Below are 21,043 nucleotides of genomic sequence, written 5' to 3' on the forward strand. Positions count from 1 at the left end.
TAAAATTCAAAGTTACACCTACTTCTCATCAGTATTTATTGCAAAATATGAAATAGTACCATCTGGAGAGTAATTTGTGGTATTGAACGCCCCTATTCTCAAGTCTAATGAGCAGCAAGTGCTGGACGGAAAAAGTCAAAAGTTAAGTAGTTTTGTGCCAAGACACATTGGCCCTAACTCTGATGACATCCAGCTTATGCTTAAGGTTTTGGGGTTTCCCAGCCTGGATGCCCTAATCGATAAAACAGTTCCCCAGACAATTCGGCTGAAGCAACCGCTAAAGTTACCAGAAGCTGAAAGCGAGTATGCAGCACTGGTATCGTTAAAAAAAGTTGCTAACAAAAATCAGGTTTTCCGCTCATACATCGGTATGGGATATTACGACACTATTACCCCACCTGTGATTGGGCGTAACATCCTAGAAAACCCAGGTTGGTATACTGCTTACACTCCTTATCAGCCAGAAATTGCCCAAGGGCGACTAGAAGCGCTGCTCAATTTTCAAACCCTGATTATCGACCTCACAGGTTTGGAAATCGCTAATGCTTCGTTACTTGATGAAGCCACAGCCGCAGCTGAAGCAATGAGTTTAAGCTACGGTGTCTCCAAAAATCAGGCAAATGCCTATTTTGTCTCTCATGATTGCCATCCCCAAACTATTGACGTGTTACAAACACGGGCTAAACCATTAGGGATTAATATTATTGTCGGCGATCATCAAACATTTGATTTTGAGCGAGCAATTTTTGGGGCTGTTCTACAATACCCCGCAAGTGATGGCACTATTTACGACTACCGTGCTTTTATAGAAAAAGCCCATGCTAAGGGTGCATTGGTGACGGTAGCAGCAGATCCTTTAAGTTTAACTTTGCTCACCCCTCCTGGGGAATTTGGTGCTGATATTGCTGTCGGTAGTACCCAGCGCTTCGGTATTCCCTTGGGGTTTGGGGGGCCTCATGCGGCATACTTTGCTACGAAGGAAGAGTATAAGCGGCTGGTTCCGGGGCGAATTGTGGGAGTATCAAAAGATGCTCAAGGTAAGCCTGCATTACGTCTGGCTTTGCAAACCCGCGAACAGCATATCCGCCGCGAAAAAGCTACTAGTAATATTTGTACTGCACAGGTGTTGCTGGCAGTAATGGCGAGTATGTACGCGGTCTATCATGGGCCTGCTGGACTGAAGCAAATTGCTGAAAATATCCATTCCTTGACGGTGTTACTGGCACAAGGACTGAAGCGTTTGGGTTATAGGGTCGTTTCAGAATCTTTCTTTGATACGCTGCGAGTAGAACTGGGAACACACAATTTAGAAGATATTCTGGCAAATAGCGAACAGCTTCAAATTAATTTGCGGATTTTTGATGCAACTGCTGTTGGTATCTCACTGGATGAAACTACTACAGTAGATGATGTGCTTCACATCTTAGCAATCTTTGCAGGCGAAAATGAACTACCCTTCAGTTTAGAAGAATGGTTTTCTCCGCTTCTCTGTATCTCCCCCTCCCCCCATCTTCCCCTCACCCGTACCAGTACATATCTCACCCACCCAGTTTTTAACCGCTATCACTCAGAAACTGAGTTATTGCGCTATCTGCACAAGCTAGAAAGCAAGGACTTGTCGCTAACAACATCGATGATTCCTTTGGGTTCTTGCACAATGAAGTTGAATGCAACTGCTGAAATGATTCCGGTAACTTGGGAAGAATTTGGCAAGATTCATCCATTTGCCCCTGCGTCGCAAACTCAGGGTTATCAAATGATATTTAAGCAACTTGAGAAATGGTTAGCTGAAATTACTGGTTTTGCTGGGATTTCTCTACAGCCAAATGCTGGTTCTCAGGGCGAATACGCGGGACTTTTAGTAATTCGTCAATATCACGAAAATCGGGGTGAAGCACACCGCAACGTTTGTTTGATTCCCACTTCTGCACATGGGACAAACCCAGCAAGTGCGGTAATGTGCGGGATGAAGGTGGTGGCTGTTGCCTGTGACTCACAAGGTAATATTGACGTTGATGACCTGAAGGCTAAGGCAGAAAAACACAGCAATGAATTAGCCGCCTTAATGGTGACATATCCCTCAACTCACGGTGTCTTTGAGGAGCCAATTCAGGAAATCTGCGCTGTTGTCCATAGTCACGGTGGACAAGTTTACATGGATGGGGCAAATATGAACGCCCAAGTAGGCATTTGCCGTCCTGGAGATATTGGCGCGGATGTTTGCCATTTAAATTTGCATAAAACTTTTTGTATTCCTCATGGTGGCGGTGGCCCTGGTATGGGCCCCGTTGGGGTAGCCTCTCATCTTGTGCCATTTTTGCCTGGACATGCTGTAGTCAGGACTGGGGACTTGGGACTGGGGACTAGGAAAGAGGAAATTCCCAATCCCCAATCCCCAATCACCAGTACCCAACATATTGGTGCTGTGGCGGCTGCGCCTTGGGGTAGTGCCAGTATTCTGGTGATTTCTTGGATGTACATCGCCATGATGGGTGCAGATGGTTTAACCCAAGCAACTAAGGTGGCGATTCTCAACGCTAACTACATCGCCAAGAAACTGGAATCGTACTATCCGGTTTTGTATCAGGGGAAAAATGGTCTAGTTGCCCATGAATGTATTTTAGATTTGCGATCGCTCAAAAAATCAGCTGCGATCGAAATCGATGATGTAGCCAAGCGTCTGATAGATTACGGTTTCCATGCGCCGACTGTCTCCTGGCCTGTAGGAGGTACAATCATGGTGGAACCTACAGAAAGTGAATCTAAACAAGAGTTAGATCGTTTCTGTGATGCTTTGATTTCTATTCGCCAAGAAATTGCCGAAATAGAATCAGGCAAGGTGGATATCCAAGATAATGTTTTAAAGAACGCACCCCACACTGCTGAAAGTCTTATTACAGGAGAATGGCACCATTCCTATTCTCGCGAACAAGCCGCCTATCCTGCTTCTTGGACTCGTGAATATAAATTCTGGCCTGCTGTTGGTCGCATTGATGCAGCCTTTGGCGACAGGAATTTTGTTTGTTCTTGTCTGCCAATGGATGCTTATTCCTGATAGCACCATACAGTTTAGTTAAAACTTGCTCTCCTCAACTCTCATTTTCCGAAAGTTGAGGGGATTTTTTAATAATTTTTTTAGCTCCCCAGTGAAAATATTATTGGGAATGTTGGTTTGGATGGTATGGGAAGGTTAGATATGATTTAGGCAGAAGATAAATACTAATTGCTTCTATAATTATCTAAGTTATTTAATTCATCTTCCAAAGAATCTGAATCTTGAGAAGTTGGAATTTTCATGCTAATCAAAAATACTATTTGATCGCTTTCAATATTTATATTAGTTACATTAACTACTGCTTTCTCAGGCGATAAATCTAAGCCTGGAACCTTTATCGACTGATTTTTATACCCTGCATCATCTAGCCATTCAGAAATATTTCGCCAATTTTCTAACTTTTCATCAGACTTATCCAACAGACTTTTTACATACCTGTATATAGTTGCACAGAGGTCAGTTTCTACACCCTTGCCGTTTTTACCAAGTTTATCAGCTATTTCAGCCGGACTACAGCCACAAAGCAAACCTCGCAAGTGTCGCTTTTCCACTGGTGTCAAACGCTTACCTTTCACTGATGACAAATCAGAGTAAAGGGTTTCTAAGTCCCAGTGGTTTTCTGCTTGCATAAAGGGTTCATTGCTGGATGCCATAGTCTAATTTTGAAGGTTGTCTTTAATTTCCTGATGTAATTTTACCATTATCCCTGATGGCAGCTAGGGGATGATTAGCTTTTAATGGCATGATACTGAGATAAAAGCAACAAAAATTACATTAATTTTAGTGATCTATTATGGATAAGCTAGTTGACAAAATCGCGGCATTAGGTGTGCCTGGTCTTGTACTTTTGGTTGCTATGGCTGTGACGGGATGGGCTGGAGCAGCTGCAATAACAGCAGCTTTAGCAGTGCTTGGTGGGCCATTCGGAATGCTTGGAGGAATTGCTGTACTTGGCTTGCTTGCTCTAATGTCACAAGGATTAGCTGAGTATGGATTTGAAGCAATTTTTAAGTCTACGGTAGATCAACTTAGAACAAAAGGGAAATCTAAATCAGATATAGAACGTGAGATTGAATCTTACCCTATTTCAAGCGATTTGAAATTGAAGATAAAGGATTATTTGAGAAAACTTGCATAGTTGAGATACTGCTCCATATTTTATTAATCGATACTTCAAACAACAAAATTGACTATGAACACTAATCAAGAACAAGAATTAACTCAAAATCCTGTATCTGAATCATGTGAAGATAATCAAACGATTGAAGAAGGACAAAAAGGAGAGTTGTATAAAAAGATAATTTCATTTTTCCAAACTATACCATCAAGCTTAAATAATCTGTTTACTGCCCTATTTAAGGCTAATTCCCCATCCAAGCCTGTTGATGAAGGGACTTTTTCTCAGAGGACAGAGCGTATTCATGCCTATAGTGATTTTATTAAATCTGCATCTAAATTCATTTGGATTGGTGTTGTTTTCATAATCATTATTCAACTATGGGGTAATTTTTCGCTTAATCACATCAGCGATGCGTCTAAACGCAAATCAAATACTGTTACGATTACTATTCCTGAACAAAAGCTATCTCAAATGTCTGATGATGTTGCAAATGCCCTTGGCAAGGCATTAGTTAGTGCCAGAGCATCTGCATCAAATAATCTGGAACAATGGCATGATGAGGTAATGCAACGTGTAGACCATCCGTTTCTCGATTGGTACTACAATTATTTTACTCAGTGGGGTGTTGGTGTAGAAGCTATTTGGGTAAATATTAGTGCTAGTTCAGAAGAAGAAAAAGCTGAAAAATTAATTGGTAATTTCCAAAATGAATTTACTAAAAAGGTTTTGCAACCATCATCAATGCAACTTGAAATGGAACGTTTTACAAGAGAAGCAATTGATAAATATGTATCTGAAGCTAATCAAAAACTAGCAGGAATCCAAAGTCAGTATCAGATTCCCAGACCTGTTTGGGAAGAATTTTTAGAAGGTTTAGGAAGTACAACATATAATACAGGTAGCAAAGAGCAAAATCTCTCTATTCGCGCCCTTTCGCGTGGTACAGGTTATGTAGCCGCCAGTGCAATGATGAAAGCTGTTAGTGTTATTGGGACTAAAAAAATTGCTACAGCAACTGTGAGTAAAGCAACTTCTAAAGTAGTTGCTAAGATAGCAACTAAAACTGCAACAAAGGTAGCAACAGAAGGAACAGGTGAAGTTGCTGCTGGACTTTTAGGTTTAGAACTACTTAATCCTATTGCTGGTTTAGGAGTTTTAGCATGGGATATCTGGGATCATTATCATACAGTTAAAGTAGAAAGACCAATTCTAAGAGAAAACCTCTACAATTATTTGAATGAGGTAAAAGACTCATTACTGAATGATAAGGAAAATGGAATTTTGTCTTCAGTGAATAAATTCCATGATGGAATTATAGATACTTTAAATAGCAAGCCAATATTGGCTAAATAAAAGTTGCTTGTTCGTCAGCAGATACCAAGTTTCTGTTGTTTTTATTTGGTATAATCCGCAATTACATAATTGAAGGCTGCCTATGCTGACTAAAAAATATTTAGTCAGCATAGGCAAGTTTTGTTTTGTAATTGCTCTATTATTTATTAATAGTTATTTAGCTATTAAAGAATGTAACAATAAATTTACAAATAAGTGAGCCAACACTTTTATATAAAGTCAACAATTACAAAGAAATATTTCGTTTTTTATATCGATTTGTGTCATATAAGCGATAAAATGCCTACTGGGCAAGCATTTTCTGATAAAAAACAGATATTGCCTAAAAGTTCACAAGTTACTTGTAGCTGATGATGCCGCGAGGAACTTCCTTCAGAGAACACGCATCAAAGGAGCCGAAGAAGCATGTTCACACACGTCAAGTCCACCATTAGACACATTGCGCCTGATAACTTACGCGGTCGTAGTTTAATCAAGGTGGTCTATGTCGTGCTTGAGTCCCAGTACCAGAGCGCATTGTCGCAAGCGGTTCGCACCATTAACGCGAACAATCCCAACTTGGCGATTGAAATCAGCGGGTACTTGATTGAGGAACTCCGCGACCCCGAAAATTACGAGGAGTTCAAACGAGAAATTGAGAATGCGAATATCTTCATCGCTTCCCTCATTTTCATCGAAGACTTAGCACAGAAAGTAGTAGCGGCAGTAGAACCACACCGCGATCATCTCGATGTTTCCGTTGTCTTTCCCTCCATGCCAGAGGTAATGCGCCTGAGTAAAATGGGCAGCTTTTCCTTGGCACAGTTGGGTCAGTCAAAAAGTGCGATCGCGCAATTCATGCGGAAACGCAAAGAAAAATCCGGTGCGGGATTCCAAGATGGGATGCTGAAGCTTTTGCGAACCCTCCCGCAAGTGCTGAAGTTTTTACCGATGGACAAGGCACAGGATGCCCGAAATTTCATGCTCAGTTTTCAGTATTGGCTAGGTGGTTCTCCAGAAAACCTGGAAAACTTCTTGCTGATGCTAGCTGATAAATATGTATTTAAAGGTTTAGATAAACAAGATTTTGAACCTTCTACATACGAACAGCCGGTGGTTTATCCCGATTTAGGGATTTGGCATCCTTTGGCTCCTAGTATGTTTGAAGATGTCAGAGAGTACCTCAATTGGTATACAGCTCGTAAGGATATTTCTAGCGATCTAAAAGATCCCCTAGCTCCTTGTGTCGGTTTAGTATTGCAACGTACTCACCTAGTTACAGGGGATGATGCCCATTATGTGGCAATGGTGCAGGAGTTGGAAGCAATGGGCGCACGGGTACTACCTGTGTTTGCTGGTGGTTTGGATTTCTCCAAGCCTGTGGATGCATACTTCTACGAACCAATTACCAAAATACAGTTAGTAGATGCAGTGATCTCGCTGACTGGTTTTGCTTTAGTGGGTGGCCCAGCTAGACAAGACCATCCCAAGGCAATTGAATCACTCAAGCGCTTAAACCGTCCTTACATGGTGGCGTTACCCTTAGTATTCCAAACCACAGAAGAGTGGATGGATAGCGATTTAGGGTTACATCCAATTCAAGTAGCTTTGCAAATTGCGATTCCCGAATTGGATGGGGCAATTGAGCCGATTATATTATCGGGTAGAGATGGAACTACAGGCAAAGCGATCGCACTGCGCGATCGGGTTGAAGCTGTAGCCGAACGCGCCTTAAAATGGGCTAACCTCCGCCGGAAGCCAAAACTAGATAAAAAAGTCGCCATTACCGTTTTCAGTTTCCCACCAGATAAAGGCAACGTGGGAACCGCCGCGTACTTGGATGTATTCGGCTCCATCTACGAGGTGATGAAAGCCCTCAAAAATAACGGCTACGACTTACCAGAATTGCCAGAATCAGCCGAAGCGTTGCTGCAAGAAGTCATCCATGACGCACAGGCGCAGTACAACAGCCCAGAACTGAACGTTGCTTACAAAATGTCGGTTCCTGAGTATGAAGCGCTGACCCCTTACTCTCACCGCCTAGAGGAAAACTGGGGGCCACCTCCGGGACATCTCAACAGCGATGGGCAAAACCTGCTAATTTATGGTAAGCAATTCGGTAACGTCTTCATTGGCGTACAACCCACATTTGGTTACGAAGGCGACCCGATGCGGCTGTTGTTCTCCCGTTCCGCTAGTCCTCACCACGGTTTTGCTGCTTACTACACTTACCTAGAGCAAGTTTGGAAAGCTGATGCTGTACTGCACTTTGGTACACACGGTTCCTTGGAATTCATGCCAGGTAAACAGATGGGGATGTCTGGTGATTGTTATCCAGATAACTTGATTGGCTCAATTCCCAACCTGTATTACTACGCAGCAAATAATCCGAGTGAAGCGACAATTGCCAAACGCCGGAGTTATGCCGAAACAATTTCTTACTTGACACCGCCGGCAGAAAATGCTGGTTTGTATAAAGGTTTGAAGGAACTCAGCGAATTAATTGCTTCCTACCAAACCTTAAAAGATAGTGGACGCGGTGTTTCCATTGTCAACAGCATCATGGATAAATGCCGAATTGTGAATCTGGATAAGGATATTAACCTGCCAGAAACCGATGCCAGAGACATGAGTACCGATGAGCGGGATAATATTGTTGGCAACGTCTACCGCAAGTTGATGGAAATTGAGTCGCGGTTGTTGCCTTGTGGATTGCATGTTATTGGTAAACCGCCAAGTGCAGAAGAAGCGATCGCAACTCTTGTCAACATTGCTAGTCTAGATCGTCAAGAAGAAGGACTTCAAGGCTTACCGGGAATTATCGCTAACAGCATTGGGCGTAATATTGACGATATTTATCAAAGTAATGACAGAGGCATTTTAGAAGATGTCCAGTTATTGCAAGATATCACTTTGGCAACCCGTGCAGCAGTTACCGCCCTTGTCCAAGAGCAAATCGACGCGGAAGGACGAGTTTCTCTGGTTTCCCGGTTGAATTTCTTCAACATGGGCAAAAAGGAACCTTGGGTAGAAGCATTGCATAAAGCAGGTTATCCCAAAGTTGACACCGCCGCCCTCAAACCCCTACTTGAGTATTTGGAATTCTGCTTGCAACAAGTTTGTGCCGATAACGAACTGGGAGCATTACTCAGAGGCTTGGAAGGCGAGTATATCTTACCTGGCCCTGGTGGCGATCCCATCCGCAACCCGGATGTATTGCCCACTGGTAAGAATATCCATGCACTCGATCCGCAATCCATCCCAACAACAGCAGCAGTTCAATCAGCCAAAATTGTCGTAGACAGGCTTTTGATCCGTAACAAGGCGGAAAATGAAGGAAAATGGCCAGAAACCATTGCGTGTGTCCTTTGGGGAACCGATAACATCAAAACTTACGGTGAATCCCTAGCGCAAATTATGTGGATGGTGGGCGTGCGTCCAGTTCCCGATGCTTTGGGACGGGTGAACAAGTTGGAATTGATATCTTTAGAAGAGTTGGGACGACCCAGAATTGATGTGGTAATCAACTGTTCTGGTGTATTCCGCGACTTATTCATCAACCAAATGAACCTGCTAGATCAAGGCGTGAAGATGGCGGCTGAGGCGGATGAACCCTTAGACATGAATTTTGTTCGCAAACACGCTTTGCGACAGGCTGAAGAAATGGGGATTAATCTGCGTCAAGCAGCAACTCGCGTTTTCTCCAACGCTTCTGGTTCCTACTCGTCAAATATCAACTTGGCGGTAGAAAACAGCACTTGGGATAGCGAAGCTGAGTTGCAGGAAATGTATCTCAACCGAAAATCTTTCTCCTTTAATTCCGATAACCCCGGAATCATGGACGAATCGCGCGGTATTTTTGAAAGTACATTGAAAACTGCTGATGCAACCTTCCAAAATTTGGATTCTTCCGAGATTAGCTTAACGGACGTTTCTCATTACTTCGACTCAGATCCTACTAAGCTGGTGGCAAGTCTGCGGGGTGATGGTAAAAAACCAGCATCTTATATTGCAGATACAACCACAGCTAACGCCCAAGTGCGGACATTATCAGAAACCGTGCGTTTGGATGCGCGTACCAAATTGTTAAATCCCAAGTGGTACGAAGGGATGCTATCTCACGGTTACGAAGGTGTGCGCGAACTCTCCAAGCGGTTGGTGAATACAACAGGTTGGAGTGCGACAGCCGGCGCTGTGGATAACTGGATTTATGAGGATACGAACGAAACCTTCATCAAAGATGAAGAAATGCAGAAACGGTTGCTGAACCTCAACCCTCATTCTTTCCGCAAGATTGTATCAACTTTGTTGGAAGTGAATGGACGCGGTTATTGGGAAACTAGCGAGGATAATTTAGATCGTCTGCGCGAGTTGTACCAAGAAGTTGAAGACCGGATTGAAGGGATTGAATAATCTCTAATCATAAATGTAGGGACGTTTTATGAACGTCTCTACATAAAAAATCGTTTTGATAAATTGTATGGAATCCGGCTAAATGAAAATCAAATATATAATTATAAATAGGTATGTCTGCTAAAGATGTCTTTCATGAAGTTGTCAAAACAGCTTTACAGAAAGATGGTTGGCAAATTACTCACGATCCACTCACAATGAGCGTGGGAGGAGTTAACCTTTCGATTGATTTAGCCGCCCAAAAGCTGATTGCAGCAGAACGTGAAGGACAAAAAATTGCAGTCGAAGTCAAAAGTTTTTTAGAGAGATCGTCTGCTATTTCAGAATTTCATACAGCATTAGGACAGTTTATTAATTATAGAGGTGCATTACGACGGCGGCAACCGGAGCGTGTTTTGTATTTAGCAGTACCTTTAACAACTTACAAAACATTTTTTCAACTTGATTTTCCTCAAGAGATGATAGCAGAAAATCAAGTAAAAATGCTTATTTATGATGTAGAACAAGAGGTGATTTTCCAATGGATAAATTAACTCGATATCGCCAGCTTTTACAACAGATATTACATGATTATAGTGAGCAAAAACCAGCCTTCGGAAATATAGAAGTTGAAACAATTTTTGATACAGAACGTGACCATTATCAAATAGTTCATGTAGGGTGGGAAGGTCAAGACTGGATACATAGTTGTATTATTCATATTGATATTAAAGGTGGGAAAATTTGGCTTCAGTGGAATGCTACAGAAGATGATATTGCAGCTAATTTGGTAGCTGCGGGAGTTCCCAAGGAAGACATTGTGTTAGGTTTTCAGTCTCCTTTTATGAGACAGTTTACAGAATATGCAGTGAGTTAGGAGATGTTTTGAAAATCTCCAAGTACTACTTAATGAATGTTAACCCCAACGCCTGTGTTAATATGATGAAGAATATGAGCAATTCATGACATTGATTTAGAATAAATTGTGAAGAATTGTTTTTTGAATAATTTAAATTTAGAGCAATTTTCAGATAAATGAATCAAATTTTAAAAATTTTATTTTTAGTTATAATTAATCCTGAATTAAATTAGTATAAATATACTATACTTTATTATAATAATTGCTTGGAAGCAATCACAATGATAGATGGTAAAGCTATTTCTATTTCCTTATTTACCGGTGCATTTGGTTTAGACTTGGGTATGGAACAAGCAGGATTTAATACACTAAGTGTAGTAGAAAAAGACCGTGATGCTGCAAAAACAATTGCTCTTAATAGACCATTTCTTCAAGAAAGTGCTGTCTCTAGAGAAATAGAAAAAGTTAGTTCCCAAGAATTACTTGAGGAAGGGGGAAGAGTTTTAGATTTAGGTAGAGCCTTACGCCCTGGTGAAGTAGACTTAGTAACAGGTGGTCCACCTTGTCAGCCATTTAGTACCGCAGGTAAAAGAGGTTCAGTTATGGACCCTCGCGGTAGTTTATTTATGGACTTCACCCGTATTGTTAAAGAAGTCCAACCCCGATTTTTCTTGATGGAAAATGTGAGAGGTTTGCTTTCTGCTCCAATTCGTCATAGAGCAATTAACCAACGGGGAAAAGATTACCCTCCTTTAGAATCTGATGAAATAGCAGGTGCTGCTTTAAGGGTGGTATTAGCAGAAATGGAGGAACTAGGCTATAACGTCGTTTATAACCTTTTAGAAGCAGCAGATTACGGCGTTCCGCAAAATAGAGAACGTGTAGTATTTATTGGTTCTAGAGATGGTGAAGCTGCTACATTTCCTTTACCTAAATATTGCAAAGATGGTAAAACATTACCTAAATGGCGGACTTTACGAGATGCAATAACTGGTTTAATTGATCCAGAACCGGAGTTTATGACTTATTCAGAAAGTCGTCTGAAATTTTTAAGATTATTACAAGCGGGACAAAACTGGAGACATTTACCAGAAGAATTAAAAAAAGAGGCTATGGGAGGTGCTTATAATTCTGGAGGTGGAAAAGTCGGTTTTTATAGAAGATTATCTTGGGATAAACCTTCGCCAACAATAACAACAAGTCCGCATCAAAAAGCTACAGATATGTGTCATCCTGTAGAATTACGTTCTTTAACCGTGCGGGAGTCTGCAAAAATTCAAACTTTCCCTGATGATTGGATTTTTTATGGTTCTGTAAGTTCTAAATATAAACAAATTGGTAATGCAGTACCAGTAATACTTGCAAAAGAAATTGGTAACTATCTTTTCAATTTGATTCAAGGAAATAAACAAAAAGGTAAAGAAGTGGCTGAACAACTTTCCCTGTTTGCTTTATAGAATTTATTTTGCAGCTAACTCAGTAAAAGCTTTATCAATTTTCTGTAACATATTTCTTACATGGTTCTCAATAAGGTTATAATCCATGTGAATTTTCTCCCAAAATACTTTACCTGCAATCCGAGGAATTTTAGAATCATTAAATGTCCAATCACCTAAATTAAAAGCTGCTATAAATAAAGGGTTTTGATGAATACTTAACTCATGTTTTGCTCTAGGCACTTGAGAACCAGTTAATGTACCTTTTAGAGTTTTTAATTGTGCAAATTTAACTTGTTCTTCTGAAAATAAGATGATATCAATACCAGTAATTTTAATTCCAAATTCAAATTCAGGTATAATTACATAAGGGCTAATATTAGCTATTTCCTCCCAAAGTACTCCCATTTTTGTGCTAAGGCTTCTTGTGACTGAGTTGCTAGTTACTAGCAATTTTGCTCCACAGAGTTCAAAAAGATTTCGTGGGTTAGGATGATGCTCAAGTATTGCACTTTTCTTTTGAAAATCCGCTTTTAGCCATTCAATAAAATTATCTGCAAATTTATCAGTTTTACTGCTAATTAATTCAGATTGTATATCTAATTCTATAATGGATAAATTCTGGTTATCTTGTGCAATTTGATATTGAAAATAAGCAGGTGCTATTGAAGAAATAATTTTTCCATATTTATATGCTGTATGCAAATCTTCATCCGCAATATGAGTTACATCAATTAATAAAGCATGATTCAAAATTAATACTTTACGTTCTTGGATAGAAAGAGTTAATAGAGTTTCAGCCACTAACTCAGTAGGCATAAAAATTATATTTAACTGATTGGGCTTTCTTAGTATTCCCCAAATTATCCACTAAACTGCGACATTTAGTGAAATTTTATTTGCTGCTTGCTGTAAATTGGTGTGTTAGTGTAGCTTACCATAGGTATCACGACAAGCCGCTACGCATCTACGCTTAGTTTTTGAGATTTTCTGTAAGGCGATCGCACTCACTCTTCCACAACAGGCGATCGCATTATTTTTGAGGTTTTCTGCAAGGCGATCGCTTTGTTTTGAGATTTTCTGCAAGGCGATCGCCTACAATGCCATCATACAATCAGCGATCGCAACATCCAAAAAAGACTCAAACTATAAGTGTATCCAACACTAGCACTGTTAACGCTGGTAAAGATGGCAACCGCGCATCATTTGTCAAGAAAAATGATGCACCTCCACGAATAGCAGTAGCCATTTGAATAGCATCTGGGGTTCTTAAGTTATAATTTGCCCTTAATTCTGCTGCATTTTCAGCAATGTCAGGAAAAACTTCTATAGTAGTCAAACCTTGGGAATTAAATAGAATTTCACGATATTGTTGAGCTAATGCTGTGTTTCCTTGTCGCAAGGGATAGACTAACACTTCCGTGATGGTCAAAGCTGATGTTACAACGCTAAACTCACTACGAAACATCGCTTCAAAAAAAGTATCTGTAACATCCAAATAATTAGGATTTTCTTCAATAAAGTAAATCAGTGGAGCAGTATCCAAACCTATAATTTGCCCCTGTAGCTGGACTAGCCATTCCATGAATCACGTTCCTGATTAATGTATTCTTGAGCATCAATGCCATTCCAGATTTCTTTACCTAATCCACGTAATTCGAGAATGCTATGCTTTTGCTTAGGTATCATCGTCACCTGTTGACTAATTAAACTTGACAATTCTTCAATTAAGCGTATTTGCTCTTCAGGAGTTAGGCTTTGAGCTTGCAGTAGTACTTCTTGATAATTAGACATAATATTTACACTTCTACTTCTGTGGATTCTAAGTCAAATATACACAGACAGACTGCATTTATTTATAAAATAAATAAACGTAGACAGGCTTGATATCTGCTTGTTTATCAGAATAACCATTGCGATCGCACTCACTCTTGCATACAGGCGATCGCATTGTTTTTGAGGATTTCTGCAAGGCGATCGCACTCACTCTTGCATAACAGGCGATCGCTTAATTTTTGAGGTTTTCTGTAAAGCGATCGCACTCACTCTTGCATACAGGCGATCGCATTGTTTTTGAGGATTTCTGCAAGGCGATCGCTCACTTTTGGACAACAGGCGATCGCTTAGTTTTTGAGGTTTTCTGAAAGGCGATCGCGCGTGATAAATTAATGTGAACACTGCAATGTATACTTCCTAAATTTATCCTCTTAAGTGCCTAAGCATTGAAGTGGCGGCTAAAACAAAATTATTCCCGTATTATGTCACAGTAGAAAGCTGTGTTATTATACTGCCTAGCAATAAATACTTTGATAAACGTAAAACAGATACTAGTATCAAATAAAAAGTTCACAGATTATAATTGCGTAGGCGTAGCCAGCCGTAGGCATCGCTTACAATCCGACTACTTCGTGTAGGGTGATAAATCTCAGATAATGGTGGGTTATGCTGTTTCTAATTAGATCAAAATAAAAGATTTTCAAAAGGATAACTTTGCTTCCAACGATAGGTATTAAAATCACGCTTATCTACTGAGAAAATGCGTCCATGCCCTAAATGTTCTGCTAAAATCACTAGGGAAGCATCAGCCAAATCCATTGGAAGATCGGCATATTTTTTCATTAATTCAATAATTCGGGGAGTATGGTGAACTTCTAAATTAAAAATTGTAAATAATTCTTGTTGCAGACTATTTATAAAAGTAATTTCAGCGTCAATTCCCTTGCGGGTTAGCAAAAGATAACAGGTTTCTGTGACAACACACCATGTTGTGATTAAAGGTTCATTATATTGTTTTAAAGCTTGTTTTGCTCTTTCGTGGTAGGTATCTTTTTTATCAATAAGAGCTAACCAAAATCCTGTATCAACTACGATCATATTTAGTTGTCAATGTATTAGATAAAACTTCTTTATAAGTTGTTGATAAATCTTCGTCAACAGAACAACAACCAATTAATCCAATTTCATCAAACTTTTCATAGAGACTTTTTTCTTGACTATGATTTTCTGATTCTGCTTGAGGATAACGCTTTTTGAGTAACTGAATAAAATCTAGTAGTAATATTTGAGCTTCTTCTGGTAAGGTATCAATATCTCTATATATTTCTTCAATTTTTATAAGCATAATTAACTTCTAGATTGAGGAAATTTTTGGTATGACCCTATTATAGACTAATTTTCAACTTAAGTGAGGTGACACAATCGCGCGTGATAAATTAATGTGAACACTGCAATGTATACTTCCTAAATTTATCCTCTTGAGTGCCTAACCATTGAAGTGGCGGTTAAAGGCATACAGCCAAATAATACTTTAAAGTTTAAAATGTATTTAGTTTATGCGAGACGCTAAAGAAAATAAGAATGTAGGAGAGGCGGGTTGAAACTGCCGAATTATGAACTAGCAGTTGTGCCACAGCGAAAAATTACTGAGTATCTGTTGTCGCCAACTCACCCTGATGGACGCAGCAAGGAAAAATTTTTTACTGCGTTTGGTTTTTCAGTAGAGGATTGGGAAACTCTTGCTAAAGCATTACTAAATCATGTTGCTGATAACGATGTTACAAAGATTGAAGATTCACCATTTGGAACTAGATATGCTGTAGATGGTACACTGCTTTCACCGGATGGCAGAAACCCTTTGATTCGTTCGGCTTGGTTTATTGAAACAGGGGAAACTATTCCTAAGTTTGTTACTTCATACCCACTGAAACGGAGAGAAGAATGATTCAAGAACTTGATAGAGTTATTCTGACTAGTGATATTCCAGAATATAGTTTAGAAGAGGGTGATATAGGTACAGTTGTTTTAGTACATCAGGGTGGCAAGGGATATGAGGTTGAATTTGTCACATTGGATGGCGAGACTGTGGCAATTGTTTCACTTCACAGTATACAAGTGCGTCCCATTGGTAGAAGAGAAATTGCGCGATCGCGCGTAATAAATTAATGTGAACACTGCGATGTATACGTCATAAATTTATCCTCTTTAGTGCCTAACGATTGAAGTCACGGCTAAAGGCATACAGCCAAATAATACTTTAAAGTTTAAAATATATTTAGTTTATGCAAGACGCTAGAGAAAATGAGCATTGAAGAAATTATTATAAACAAAGTAAGAATATTACCTCCTGATAAGCAACAAGAGGCGTTAGATTTTGTAGAATTTTTACTTGCGAAAATCCAAAAACAAGTGTTATCTTCTAAAGATAAAAATTCAGGGGTTTCGGCTTTGACTCTTGCTCAAGAATACATTGGTTGTGTAGAAGGAGCAAGTGATTTGTCTACTAATAAAGATTATATGGATGGTTACAGTTCGTGATGAGGCGATAGGTATTGCCCAATCTCTAGAGTGTGATATGTGTATATTATTTTGTTGTAAATGCTTATACAAAAACTTTTAGTGGATGATTCATCTGTTTTGTTTGATCTAGTAAATGATCGTGCTTTAGCTTCTGCATCTCTTCTTTAATAGTTTTCTGAACAATTTGGACGATTAAAGCTTCCAAGGCTGCTACTGTGAGACTACTTAGGAGCTGGTCTGATGTTGGTTGGAAGTTTTGCATAGAAAATATTTCTGCATCCCGATCTATTAGTTTAACTGATGTTTCTTTCTCTATTTCAGAGTAATTTAAGGATTCACTTGTAATCATATTTTTAGTTATTAAAGGATTTTTCTTATTCCAATTTGACACAATTTCAAAGTAACCTGCGGCATCTTCTAAACAATACTCAAACATATTTAATAAAATATCTATCCAGCCGCTTTTTCGTAAAAATACTTTTTTGGGATTTTTACGAAAATACCTACCGTCAATTTTTTTATTTACTTTGATTTCAAGTTGTTCAAACAAACCATTTAATCCTTTATAGCCATATTCTTGCGAGTAATCTCTAAAATCAAATAGTTTTATTTCATTAACATTTGGGTATATTGATAGAGCTTTAAATCTGTTTCTCAACGTTTTTAGATCACTATGTTTTATCTCGAAGCCGATAAAAGTTTTGTTTTTCAGCTTAGAAATATCTTGCATGATTTCCTTAACAAGTTGCTCTTCCTCAACTTCAAACTCTAAAAATTTAACTTTGATATATTGCTGATTAGTTTTTTTGAGAAGCCGAGTAATGGTGTATCCATATATTCTTTGTACTGCTTTTCCCTGTACCTGTAAATAATCCGGCCAAAATTCTAAGTCAAAAAAAACCAAATCATAGATAGAATCATTAGAAAAGTTATTGATAAATTGCCCATCAATCTTAACCTCTATCTTATACATAAAATATTTTGGAAATTATTTACATATTAAAAATATACAAAAAAATAATTACAATCAAAACAGGATATACACGTATTGAACCGCTAATCTCTTTGCGTTTGATCTGCGTGCATATGCGGTTAGAAATTCAAACTTTTCTAGTTACAAAACCCTACTGAATGCACTAACTAACCCGATCGCACTTTTCATCAAGCCTCCATAGTGAATTCATTAAACGCCATGTTTCCCATAAAAATATCGCCTTTCATCCTGGCTTGTAAATCAAGTTTTGAACTCGTAAACTAGCTTTTGTAACTTGAAAAGTAGCTTTTGCGACTTGAAAAGCAGCTTTTGCGACTTGAAAACCTGTTAATGTTAAAGAATTTCAGCAAATCTAACCACATTTATTTATAAACTAATCTTAATGCCTTAGAAGTTCTCATAAAAAAACGCAAATATACGCATTAAACGCAATTTTTCAGCATTTTCATACGTATATTTGCGATAAAATAAAAGACGATGCCTACGGCTGGCTACGCCTACGCAGTTTTAATGAACTAACGCGATCGCACGTTTCGTTAACGCTTCAGCAGTCAATCCATTAAACGCCATCAACTTACCAGCACTAGTTGTAGTTGCAATAATTTGTAGGTTGGGTTGAGGAACGAAACCCAACATTGATCTAAACTTATCCTTTCAAATTTATGAAATAATCGAACTTTTCCATTGCACTTTGTTCCCTGCTATCTTCCACAGCCTTTGAACTTCTTTTTCTAAACCTTGTGAACCATAATCGTCCCATGCATCTGTAAATCTAGCCATTCCTGGTGAGTGTCCAGGTGCGCCATCAAAAGTAATTTTCTTGTATTTATCAAGAGTAAAGACAACATCAAACCAATTCTTGTAAACTGGCCAAACTAGATCAGAGGATTCTAATAAAAAAGCCTCTTCATCGTCTACGACTCTCTTCCAACCAATCTGAACTCCATAAGAGCGATTTTTAGGTGAATCCAGAGTCATTCCAACAATTAGACAATTTTCTGTACAACCTGAATTTTCTATTTCATCAGCAATATCTTGTGGAAAATTATAAATGGGCTTAACTTCAACAAAAATACAAGAATCAAACTTTAGTAAAAAGTCGGGAATCCATCCATCAAAGTCACAAGGCTCATACTCCCATCTCCATTCTAGAAGATCAAACAAAGCAGCCCATCTTGCCTCTAATCTAGAACGAAATTGAACATCATTATATTTGGTCGGTATAGGTTTAATCATAGCTTTTTAGATCAAATTACACAGGTTCTAATTTATAGAACATAAAATTTTGCTTTATCAAATAATCCCCACCCAAGTAAAAACTTAGATGGGGTATTACATTATCTTAATGCACTAATGCGATCGCACGTTTCGTCAACGCTTCAGCAGTCAATCCATTAAATGCCATCAACTCGCCAGCACTTGCGGTAGTCTCCCCACGCTTCCACGCAAAGGTGTCGCGCTTGGCTGTACTCCGCAACAAAATCGGTTCTAGCATCGCCGCAGCGCCACCTGTCACAGCAATTAGCGCATCGCCATCAAATAATTCGGCAAATTTGGCATCATCTAAGAAACCACCTTCGGGTTCAGAACAGGTATCCCACGCAGTATCATGGCTACGGTACAATTGCCGAGGATTGATGATAGAAACTATCTTGACACCAATACCTTCAGTTTCTAAGAAAGCCGCAGCTTCAAATACTGGCATTAATGTTAAATCGCCAATCACAGCAAATACAACTTGTTTATCACCAGCGATTTCATGTAATAGCACTGCACCATCGCGCAACGCCTGACGAGTTTGTTCTAAAGTTGTACGAATTGGTAGCGGCGTTTTACTTGCAGTAATTACAATTCCCTTATTCTTAGTTTTCAACGCCCAATCATAACAAGCTTGAATACTATTAGCATCAGGCGGAAATAATGGAAAAACATTTCCATTTCTCATCAACGCAGCAAAGTAAGCTTCAATTTCTGGACGTTGGTGAGTCCAACCGTTGCGCCCTTGCTCTAATGCCCCTGCTGTGAATAAAGTAATAGTCGAGGGAGTTTGACGGCGTAATTCTGCCATTGACTGGGTTACAGTTTGCCAAATTGGTAATCCGTTGATGGCAAAAGATTCATAAGAACACCACAAAGTTCTCGCACCCATTAACGCTAAACCCGCAGCTAACCCGGCACAAGCATCTTCACTCAATGGTTCATAAACTTGTCCGTTTGGTGCTTGGAAATATAAATCGTCGGTTGTGGGGTGGATAATCTTTAATGCTTGGTTGATGTTGGCAATTCCAGATGCTTCGTTACCATCAGCGTTGGTGACGAGGAAATCCCGATCTTTATTTCCAACTATTCCTACCAATCGTCCCATCGCGGTTGTGGAAACTTTGGCTTCACCTCCAACTGCATATTCTTCTAAAGGTAATTCGCCTAATTCTGCTAATGGGAATTCAAATTCTGTCACTACAGTTTTTGCTGCTGGGCCACCGCCTGCGCGTTCTGCATTTGTCCGCACTAATTGCCAAGCTTCCGCAGACAAAGCACGGGTTTGCAATGCACTGATAATATGAGGGGCATCCAGCGTATCTTTAGGATAAAGGTTGTGAGATTTTGCACCCCGCGCGTGGACTCCTGCACCTTTGAGTTGTTTAATAATAAAGACGGTAAGTTTACCACCCAATGCCGATCGCGCTGCTTTATCTACACCGGAAAGTACTGCTTGGGTAAATGCTAGGCGTTTCTCGAAGGAAAAGGCGGTACTATCAACGTAATCCCCTGGTTGATCTCGATCGTCAAAGTCTTTCGCATCCACTAACACGACTTCATCAAAACCGTTACCTTGCCAATATGCTTGCATCTGTTCGTTGGTTTTGAGGGAAACCATGCTGTGATGTTCTTGGCTATAACCGTTCCACACCAGCACCGGCAAGAAGTTGGTGACAGCAGGATAAGCAGTATGGAAATGAGCGATCGCACTTACAATATAAGGCTCACCTAATCCACCATCCCCAACTGTAAAGGGGAACAACTTATCTTTGTGTAACAGTGCAGCCGCCATTGCAAAGTGTTGCCCTTGTCCCAAAGGCCCCGCAGGTGCGAGAATACCGGGAATGAAACCAGAAAGGTGTCCTAATAATCCATGCTTTTCTCGGAAGCGATCGCGCAATTGTTGGACTGTAAAAATTCCCATGTCTTCTAGCGAACGATCCAAGAACATGGCACTATAAAATCCGGGGGCGTGGTGTCCGACTTCGGTAATAATGTTCTTGTATCCCAGCATGACAAGAGATGCGTAAGCTTCTGCTTGGCTGGCGAATCCGCCGGGATGTCCAGAAGCTTTACTAGCAGTAACTTGCAAAGTCAGGTAGCGTAAGGCATCGGCAGCCAGTAAAGTTTGATATACAGCTGCTTTATCAGTGGGAGATGCGATCGCTACTTTGCCCGACTCTATAGCAGGAGTTGCACCATAAGTTTCAAAATCTGGTAAAGCTTCACCAAAATATTGAATTCCTTCCGAAAAATTGGGAAGCGCTGAAGATGCCTTTGCGGAGATTGCAGTCATGCT

General features: G+C 39.7%; 22 protein-coding genes. 10 read left to right on the forward strand and 12 right to left on the reverse strand.

Translation table 11 applies throughout. The annotated features are described in order from the left end of the window. Positions 1–76 precede the first annotated feature (76 nt). Complete coding sequence (gene gcvP, locus CDG77_RS08300) at positions 77–3,055, forward strand: aminomethyl-transferring glycine dehydrogenase (RefSeq protein ID WP_094328922.1); 2,979 nt, start codon at positions 77–79, stop codon at positions 3,053–3,055. 164 nt (positions 3,056–3,219) lie between these two features. Here the strand turns inward: gcvP and CDG77_RS08305 are convergent, their stop codons facing one another. Continuing rightward, entirely contained in the window at positions 3,220–3,708 is a 489-nt protein-coding gene (locus CDG77_RS08305) for a helix-turn-helix domain-containing protein (RefSeq protein WP_094328923.1), read from the reverse strand. 140 nt (positions 3,709–3,848) lie between these two features. On the opposite strand from CDG77_RS08305, the gene CDG77_RS08310 reads away from it, so the two are divergent. The 6 genes from CDG77_RS08310 (at position 3,849) to CDG77_RS08335 (ending at position 12,215) form a co-directional block, all read left to right on the forward strand. Beyond that, a complete protein-coding gene (locus tag CDG77_RS08310; RefSeq protein ID WP_094328924.1) occupies positions 3,849–4,193 on the forward strand; it encodes a hypothetical protein in 345 nt (114 codons plus the stop codon). A gap of 54 nt (positions 4,194–4,247) precedes the next feature. Beyond that, a complete protein-coding gene (locus CDG77_RS08315) occupies positions 4,248–5,528 on the forward strand; it encodes a hypothetical protein (RefSeq protein WP_094328925.1) in 1,281 nt (426 codons plus the stop codon). A 405-nt stretch (positions 5,529–5,933) separates the two neighbouring features. Further along, a complete protein-coding gene (locus CDG77_RS08320) occupies positions 5,934–9,920 on the forward strand; it encodes a magnesium chelatase subunit H (protein WP_094328926.1) in 3,987 nt (1,328 codons plus the stop codon). A gap of 113 nt (positions 9,921–10,033) precedes the next feature. Beyond that, entirely contained in the window at positions 10,034–10,453 is a 420-nt protein-coding gene (locus CDG77_RS08325; RefSeq protein ID WP_094328927.1) for a XisH family protein, read from the forward strand. Further along, positions 10,441–10,776, forward strand: coding sequence for a XisI protein (locus tag CDG77_RS08330; RefSeq protein ID WP_094328928.1), 336 nt, complete (start codon positions 10,441–10,443; stop codon positions 10,774–10,776). The genes CDG77_RS08325 and CDG77_RS08330 overlap by 13 nt, the downstream gene beginning before the upstream one ends. Before the next feature lie 263 nt (positions 10,777–11,039). Then, complete coding sequence (locus CDG77_RS08335; protein WP_094328929.1) at positions 11,040–12,215, forward strand: DNA cytosine methyltransferase; 1,176 nt, start codon at positions 11,040–11,042, stop codon at positions 12,213–12,215. Positions 12,216–12,218: 3 nt separating this feature from the next. Here the strand turns inward: CDG77_RS08335 and CDG77_RS08340 are convergent, their stop codons facing one another. The 7 genes from CDG77_RS08340 to CDG77_RS08360 form a co-directional block, all read right to left on the reverse strand. After that, a complete protein-coding gene (locus CDG77_RS08340; protein WP_094328930.1) occupies positions 12,219–13,013 on the reverse strand; it encodes a hypothetical protein in 795 nt (264 codons plus the stop codon). 105 nt (positions 13,014–13,118) lie between these two features. After that, the gene (locus CDG77_RS36325; protein WP_190233931.1) at positions 13,119–13,280 is read right to left on the reverse strand and encodes a hypothetical protein; all 162 of its coding nucleotides are present in this window, start codon (positions 13,278–13,280) and stop codon (positions 13,119–13,121) included. 55 nt (positions 13,281–13,335) lie between these two features. Further along, positions 13,336–13,779: a type II toxin-antitoxin system VapC family toxin gene (locus tag CDG77_RS08345; RefSeq protein ID WP_094328931.1), complete on the reverse strand. Its 444-nt coding sequence runs from the start codon at positions 13,777–13,779 to the stop codon at positions 13,336–13,338. Beyond that, a complete protein-coding gene (locus CDG77_RS08350; protein ID WP_094328932.1) occupies positions 13,767–13,988 on the reverse strand; it encodes a hypothetical protein in 222 nt (73 codons plus the stop codon). Before CDG77_RS08350 ends, CDG77_RS08345 begins: the two co-directional genes overlap by 13 nt. A 189-nt stretch (positions 13,989–14,177) precedes the next feature. Then, a complete protein-coding gene (locus CDG77_RS35265; RefSeq protein ID WP_143856979.1) occupies positions 14,178–14,372 on the reverse strand; it encodes a hypothetical protein in 195 nt (64 codons plus the stop codon). 282 nt (positions 14,373–14,654) lie between these two features. Beyond that, complete coding sequence (locus tag CDG77_RS08355) at positions 14,655–15,068, reverse strand: type II toxin-antitoxin system VapC family toxin (RefSeq protein WP_094328933.1); 414 nt, start codon at positions 15,066–15,068, stop codon at positions 14,655–14,657. Continuing rightward, on the reverse strand, positions 15,055–15,315 hold the full coding sequence (locus CDG77_RS08360; protein ID WP_094328934.1) for a DUF2281 domain-containing protein: 261 nt from the start codon (positions 15,313–15,315) through the stop codon (positions 15,055–15,057). Before CDG77_RS08360 ends, CDG77_RS08355 begins: the two co-directional genes overlap by 14 nt. Positions 15,316–15,567: 252 nt before the next feature. On the opposite strand from CDG77_RS08360, the gene CDG77_RS08365 reads away from it, so the two are divergent. The 3 genes from CDG77_RS08365 to CDG77_RS08375 all read left to right on the forward strand — a co-directional run bounded on the left by CDG77_RS08365 (position 15,568) and on the right by CDG77_RS08375 (position 16,508). After that, positions 15,568–15,915: a DUF6883 domain-containing protein gene (locus CDG77_RS08365; RefSeq protein WP_094328935.1), complete on the forward strand. Its 348-nt coding sequence runs from the start codon at positions 15,568–15,570 to the stop codon at positions 15,913–15,915. Next, entirely contained in the window at positions 15,912–16,136 is a 225-nt protein-coding gene (locus CDG77_RS08370) for a DUF4926 domain-containing protein (protein ID WP_094328936.1), read from the forward strand. Before CDG77_RS08365 ends, CDG77_RS08370 begins: the two co-directional genes overlap by 4 nt. Before the next feature lie 135 nt (positions 16,137–16,271). After that, positions 16,272–16,508: a DUF2281 domain-containing protein gene (locus CDG77_RS08375; RefSeq protein WP_094328937.1), complete on the forward strand. Its 237-nt coding sequence runs from the start codon at positions 16,272–16,274 to the stop codon at positions 16,506–16,508. Between the two features lie 64 nt (positions 16,509–16,572). On the opposite strand, the gene CDG77_RS08380 is transcribed toward CDG77_RS08375, so the two are convergent. From CDG77_RS08380 to CDG77_RS08390, 4 genes are all read right to left on the reverse strand, one after another. Further along, positions 16,573–17,463 carry a hypothetical protein gene (locus tag CDG77_RS08380; RefSeq protein WP_094328938.1) on the reverse strand — a complete coding sequence of 297 codons (891 nt, stop codon included), beginning with the start codon at positions 17,461–17,463 and terminating at the stop codon, positions 16,573–16,575. Between the two features lie 528 nt (positions 17,464–17,991). After that, positions 17,992–18,120, reverse strand: a complete 129-nt coding sequence (locus CDG77_RS38460; RefSeq protein ID WP_262985142.1) for a hypothetical protein — start codon at positions 18,118–18,120, stop codon at positions 17,992–17,994. 24 nt (positions 18,121–18,144) lie between these two features. After that, a complete protein-coding gene (locus CDG77_RS08385; RefSeq protein WP_094328939.1) occupies positions 18,145–18,720 on the reverse strand; it encodes a hypothetical protein in 576 nt (191 codons plus the stop codon). 106 nt (positions 18,721–18,826) lie between these two features. After that, complete coding sequence (locus tag CDG77_RS08390) at positions 18,827–21,040, reverse strand: transketolase (protein WP_094328940.1); 2,214 nt, start codon at positions 21,038–21,040, stop codon at positions 18,827–18,829. Positions 21,041–21,043: the final 3 nt, after the last annotated feature.

The sequence above is a fragment of the Nostoc sp. 'Peltigera membranacea cyanobiont' 213 genome, assembly GCF_002245975.1.
Lineage (GTDB): Bacteria > Cyanobacteriota > Cyanobacteriia > Cyanobacteriales > Nostocaceae > Nostoc.

Excerpts from the sequence above, each read along its gene's own strand:
- CDG77_RS08305 (WP_094328923.1), bottom strand. The coding sequence starts at position 3,708 with ATGGCATCCAGCAATGAACCCTTTATGCAAGCAGAAAACCACTGGGAC.
- CDG77_RS08310 (WP_094328924.1), top strand. The coding sequence starts at position 3,849 with ATGGATAAGCTAGTTGACAAAATCGCGGCATTAGGTGTGCCTGGTCTT.
- CDG77_RS08315 (WP_094328925.1), top strand. The coding sequence starts at position 4,248 with ATGAACACTAATCAAGAACAAGAATTAACTCAAAATCCTGTATCTGAA.
- CDG77_RS08320 (WP_094328926.1), top strand. The coding sequence starts at position 5,934 with ATGTTCACACACGTCAAGTCCACCATTAGACACATTGCGCCTGATAAC.
- CDG77_RS08325 (WP_094328927.1), top strand. The coding sequence starts at position 10,034 with ATGTCTGCTAAAGATGTCTTTCATGAAGTTGTCAAAACAGCTTTACAG.
- CDG77_RS08330 (WP_094328928.1), top strand. The coding sequence starts at position 10,441 with ATGGATAAATTAACTCGATATCGCCAGCTTTTACAACAGATATTACAT.
- CDG77_RS08335 (WP_094328929.1), top strand. The coding sequence starts at position 11,040 with ATGATAGATGGTAAAGCTATTTCTATTTCCTTATTTACCGGTGCATTT.
- CDG77_RS08340 (WP_094328930.1), bottom strand. The coding sequence starts at position 13,013 with ATGCCTACTGAGTTAGTGGCTGAAACTCTATTAACTCTTTCTATCCAA.
- CDG77_RS08345 (WP_094328931.1), bottom strand. The coding sequence starts at position 13,779 with ATGGAATGGCTAGTCCAGCTACAGGGGCAAATTATAGGTTTGGATACT.
- CDG77_RS08350 (WP_094328932.1), bottom strand. The coding sequence starts at position 13,988 with ATGTCTAATTATCAAGAAGTACTACTGCAAGCTCAAAGCCTAACTCCT.
- CDG77_RS08355 (WP_094328933.1), bottom strand. The coding sequence starts at position 15,068 with ATGATCGTAGTTGATACAGGATTTTGGTTAGCTCTTATTGATAAAAAA.
- CDG77_RS08360 (WP_094328934.1), bottom strand. The coding sequence starts at position 15,315 with ATGCTTATAAAAATTGAAGAAATATATAGAGATATTGATACCTTACCA.
- CDG77_RS08370 (WP_094328936.1), top strand. The coding sequence starts at position 15,912 with ATGATTCAAGAACTTGATAGAGTTATTCTGACTAGTGATATTCCAGAA.
- CDG77_RS08375 (WP_094328937.1), top strand. The coding sequence starts at position 16,272 with ATGAGCATTGAAGAAATTATTATAAACAAAGTAAGAATATTACCTCCT.
- CDG77_RS08380 (WP_094328938.1), bottom strand. The coding sequence starts at position 17,463 with ATGTATAAGATAGAGGTTAAGATTGATGGGCAATTTATCAATAACTTT.
- CDG77_RS38460 (WP_262985142.1), bottom strand. The coding sequence starts at position 18,120 with ATGTTGGGTTTCGTTCCTCAACCCAACCTACAAATTATTGCAACTACA.
- CDG77_RS08385 (WP_094328939.1), bottom strand. The coding sequence starts at position 18,720 with ATGATTAAACCTATACCGACCAAATATAATGATGTTCAATTTCGTTCT.
- CDG77_RS08390 (WP_094328940.1), bottom strand. The coding sequence starts at position 21,040 with ATGACTGCAATCTCCGCAAAGGCATCTTCAGCGCTTCCCAATTTTTCG.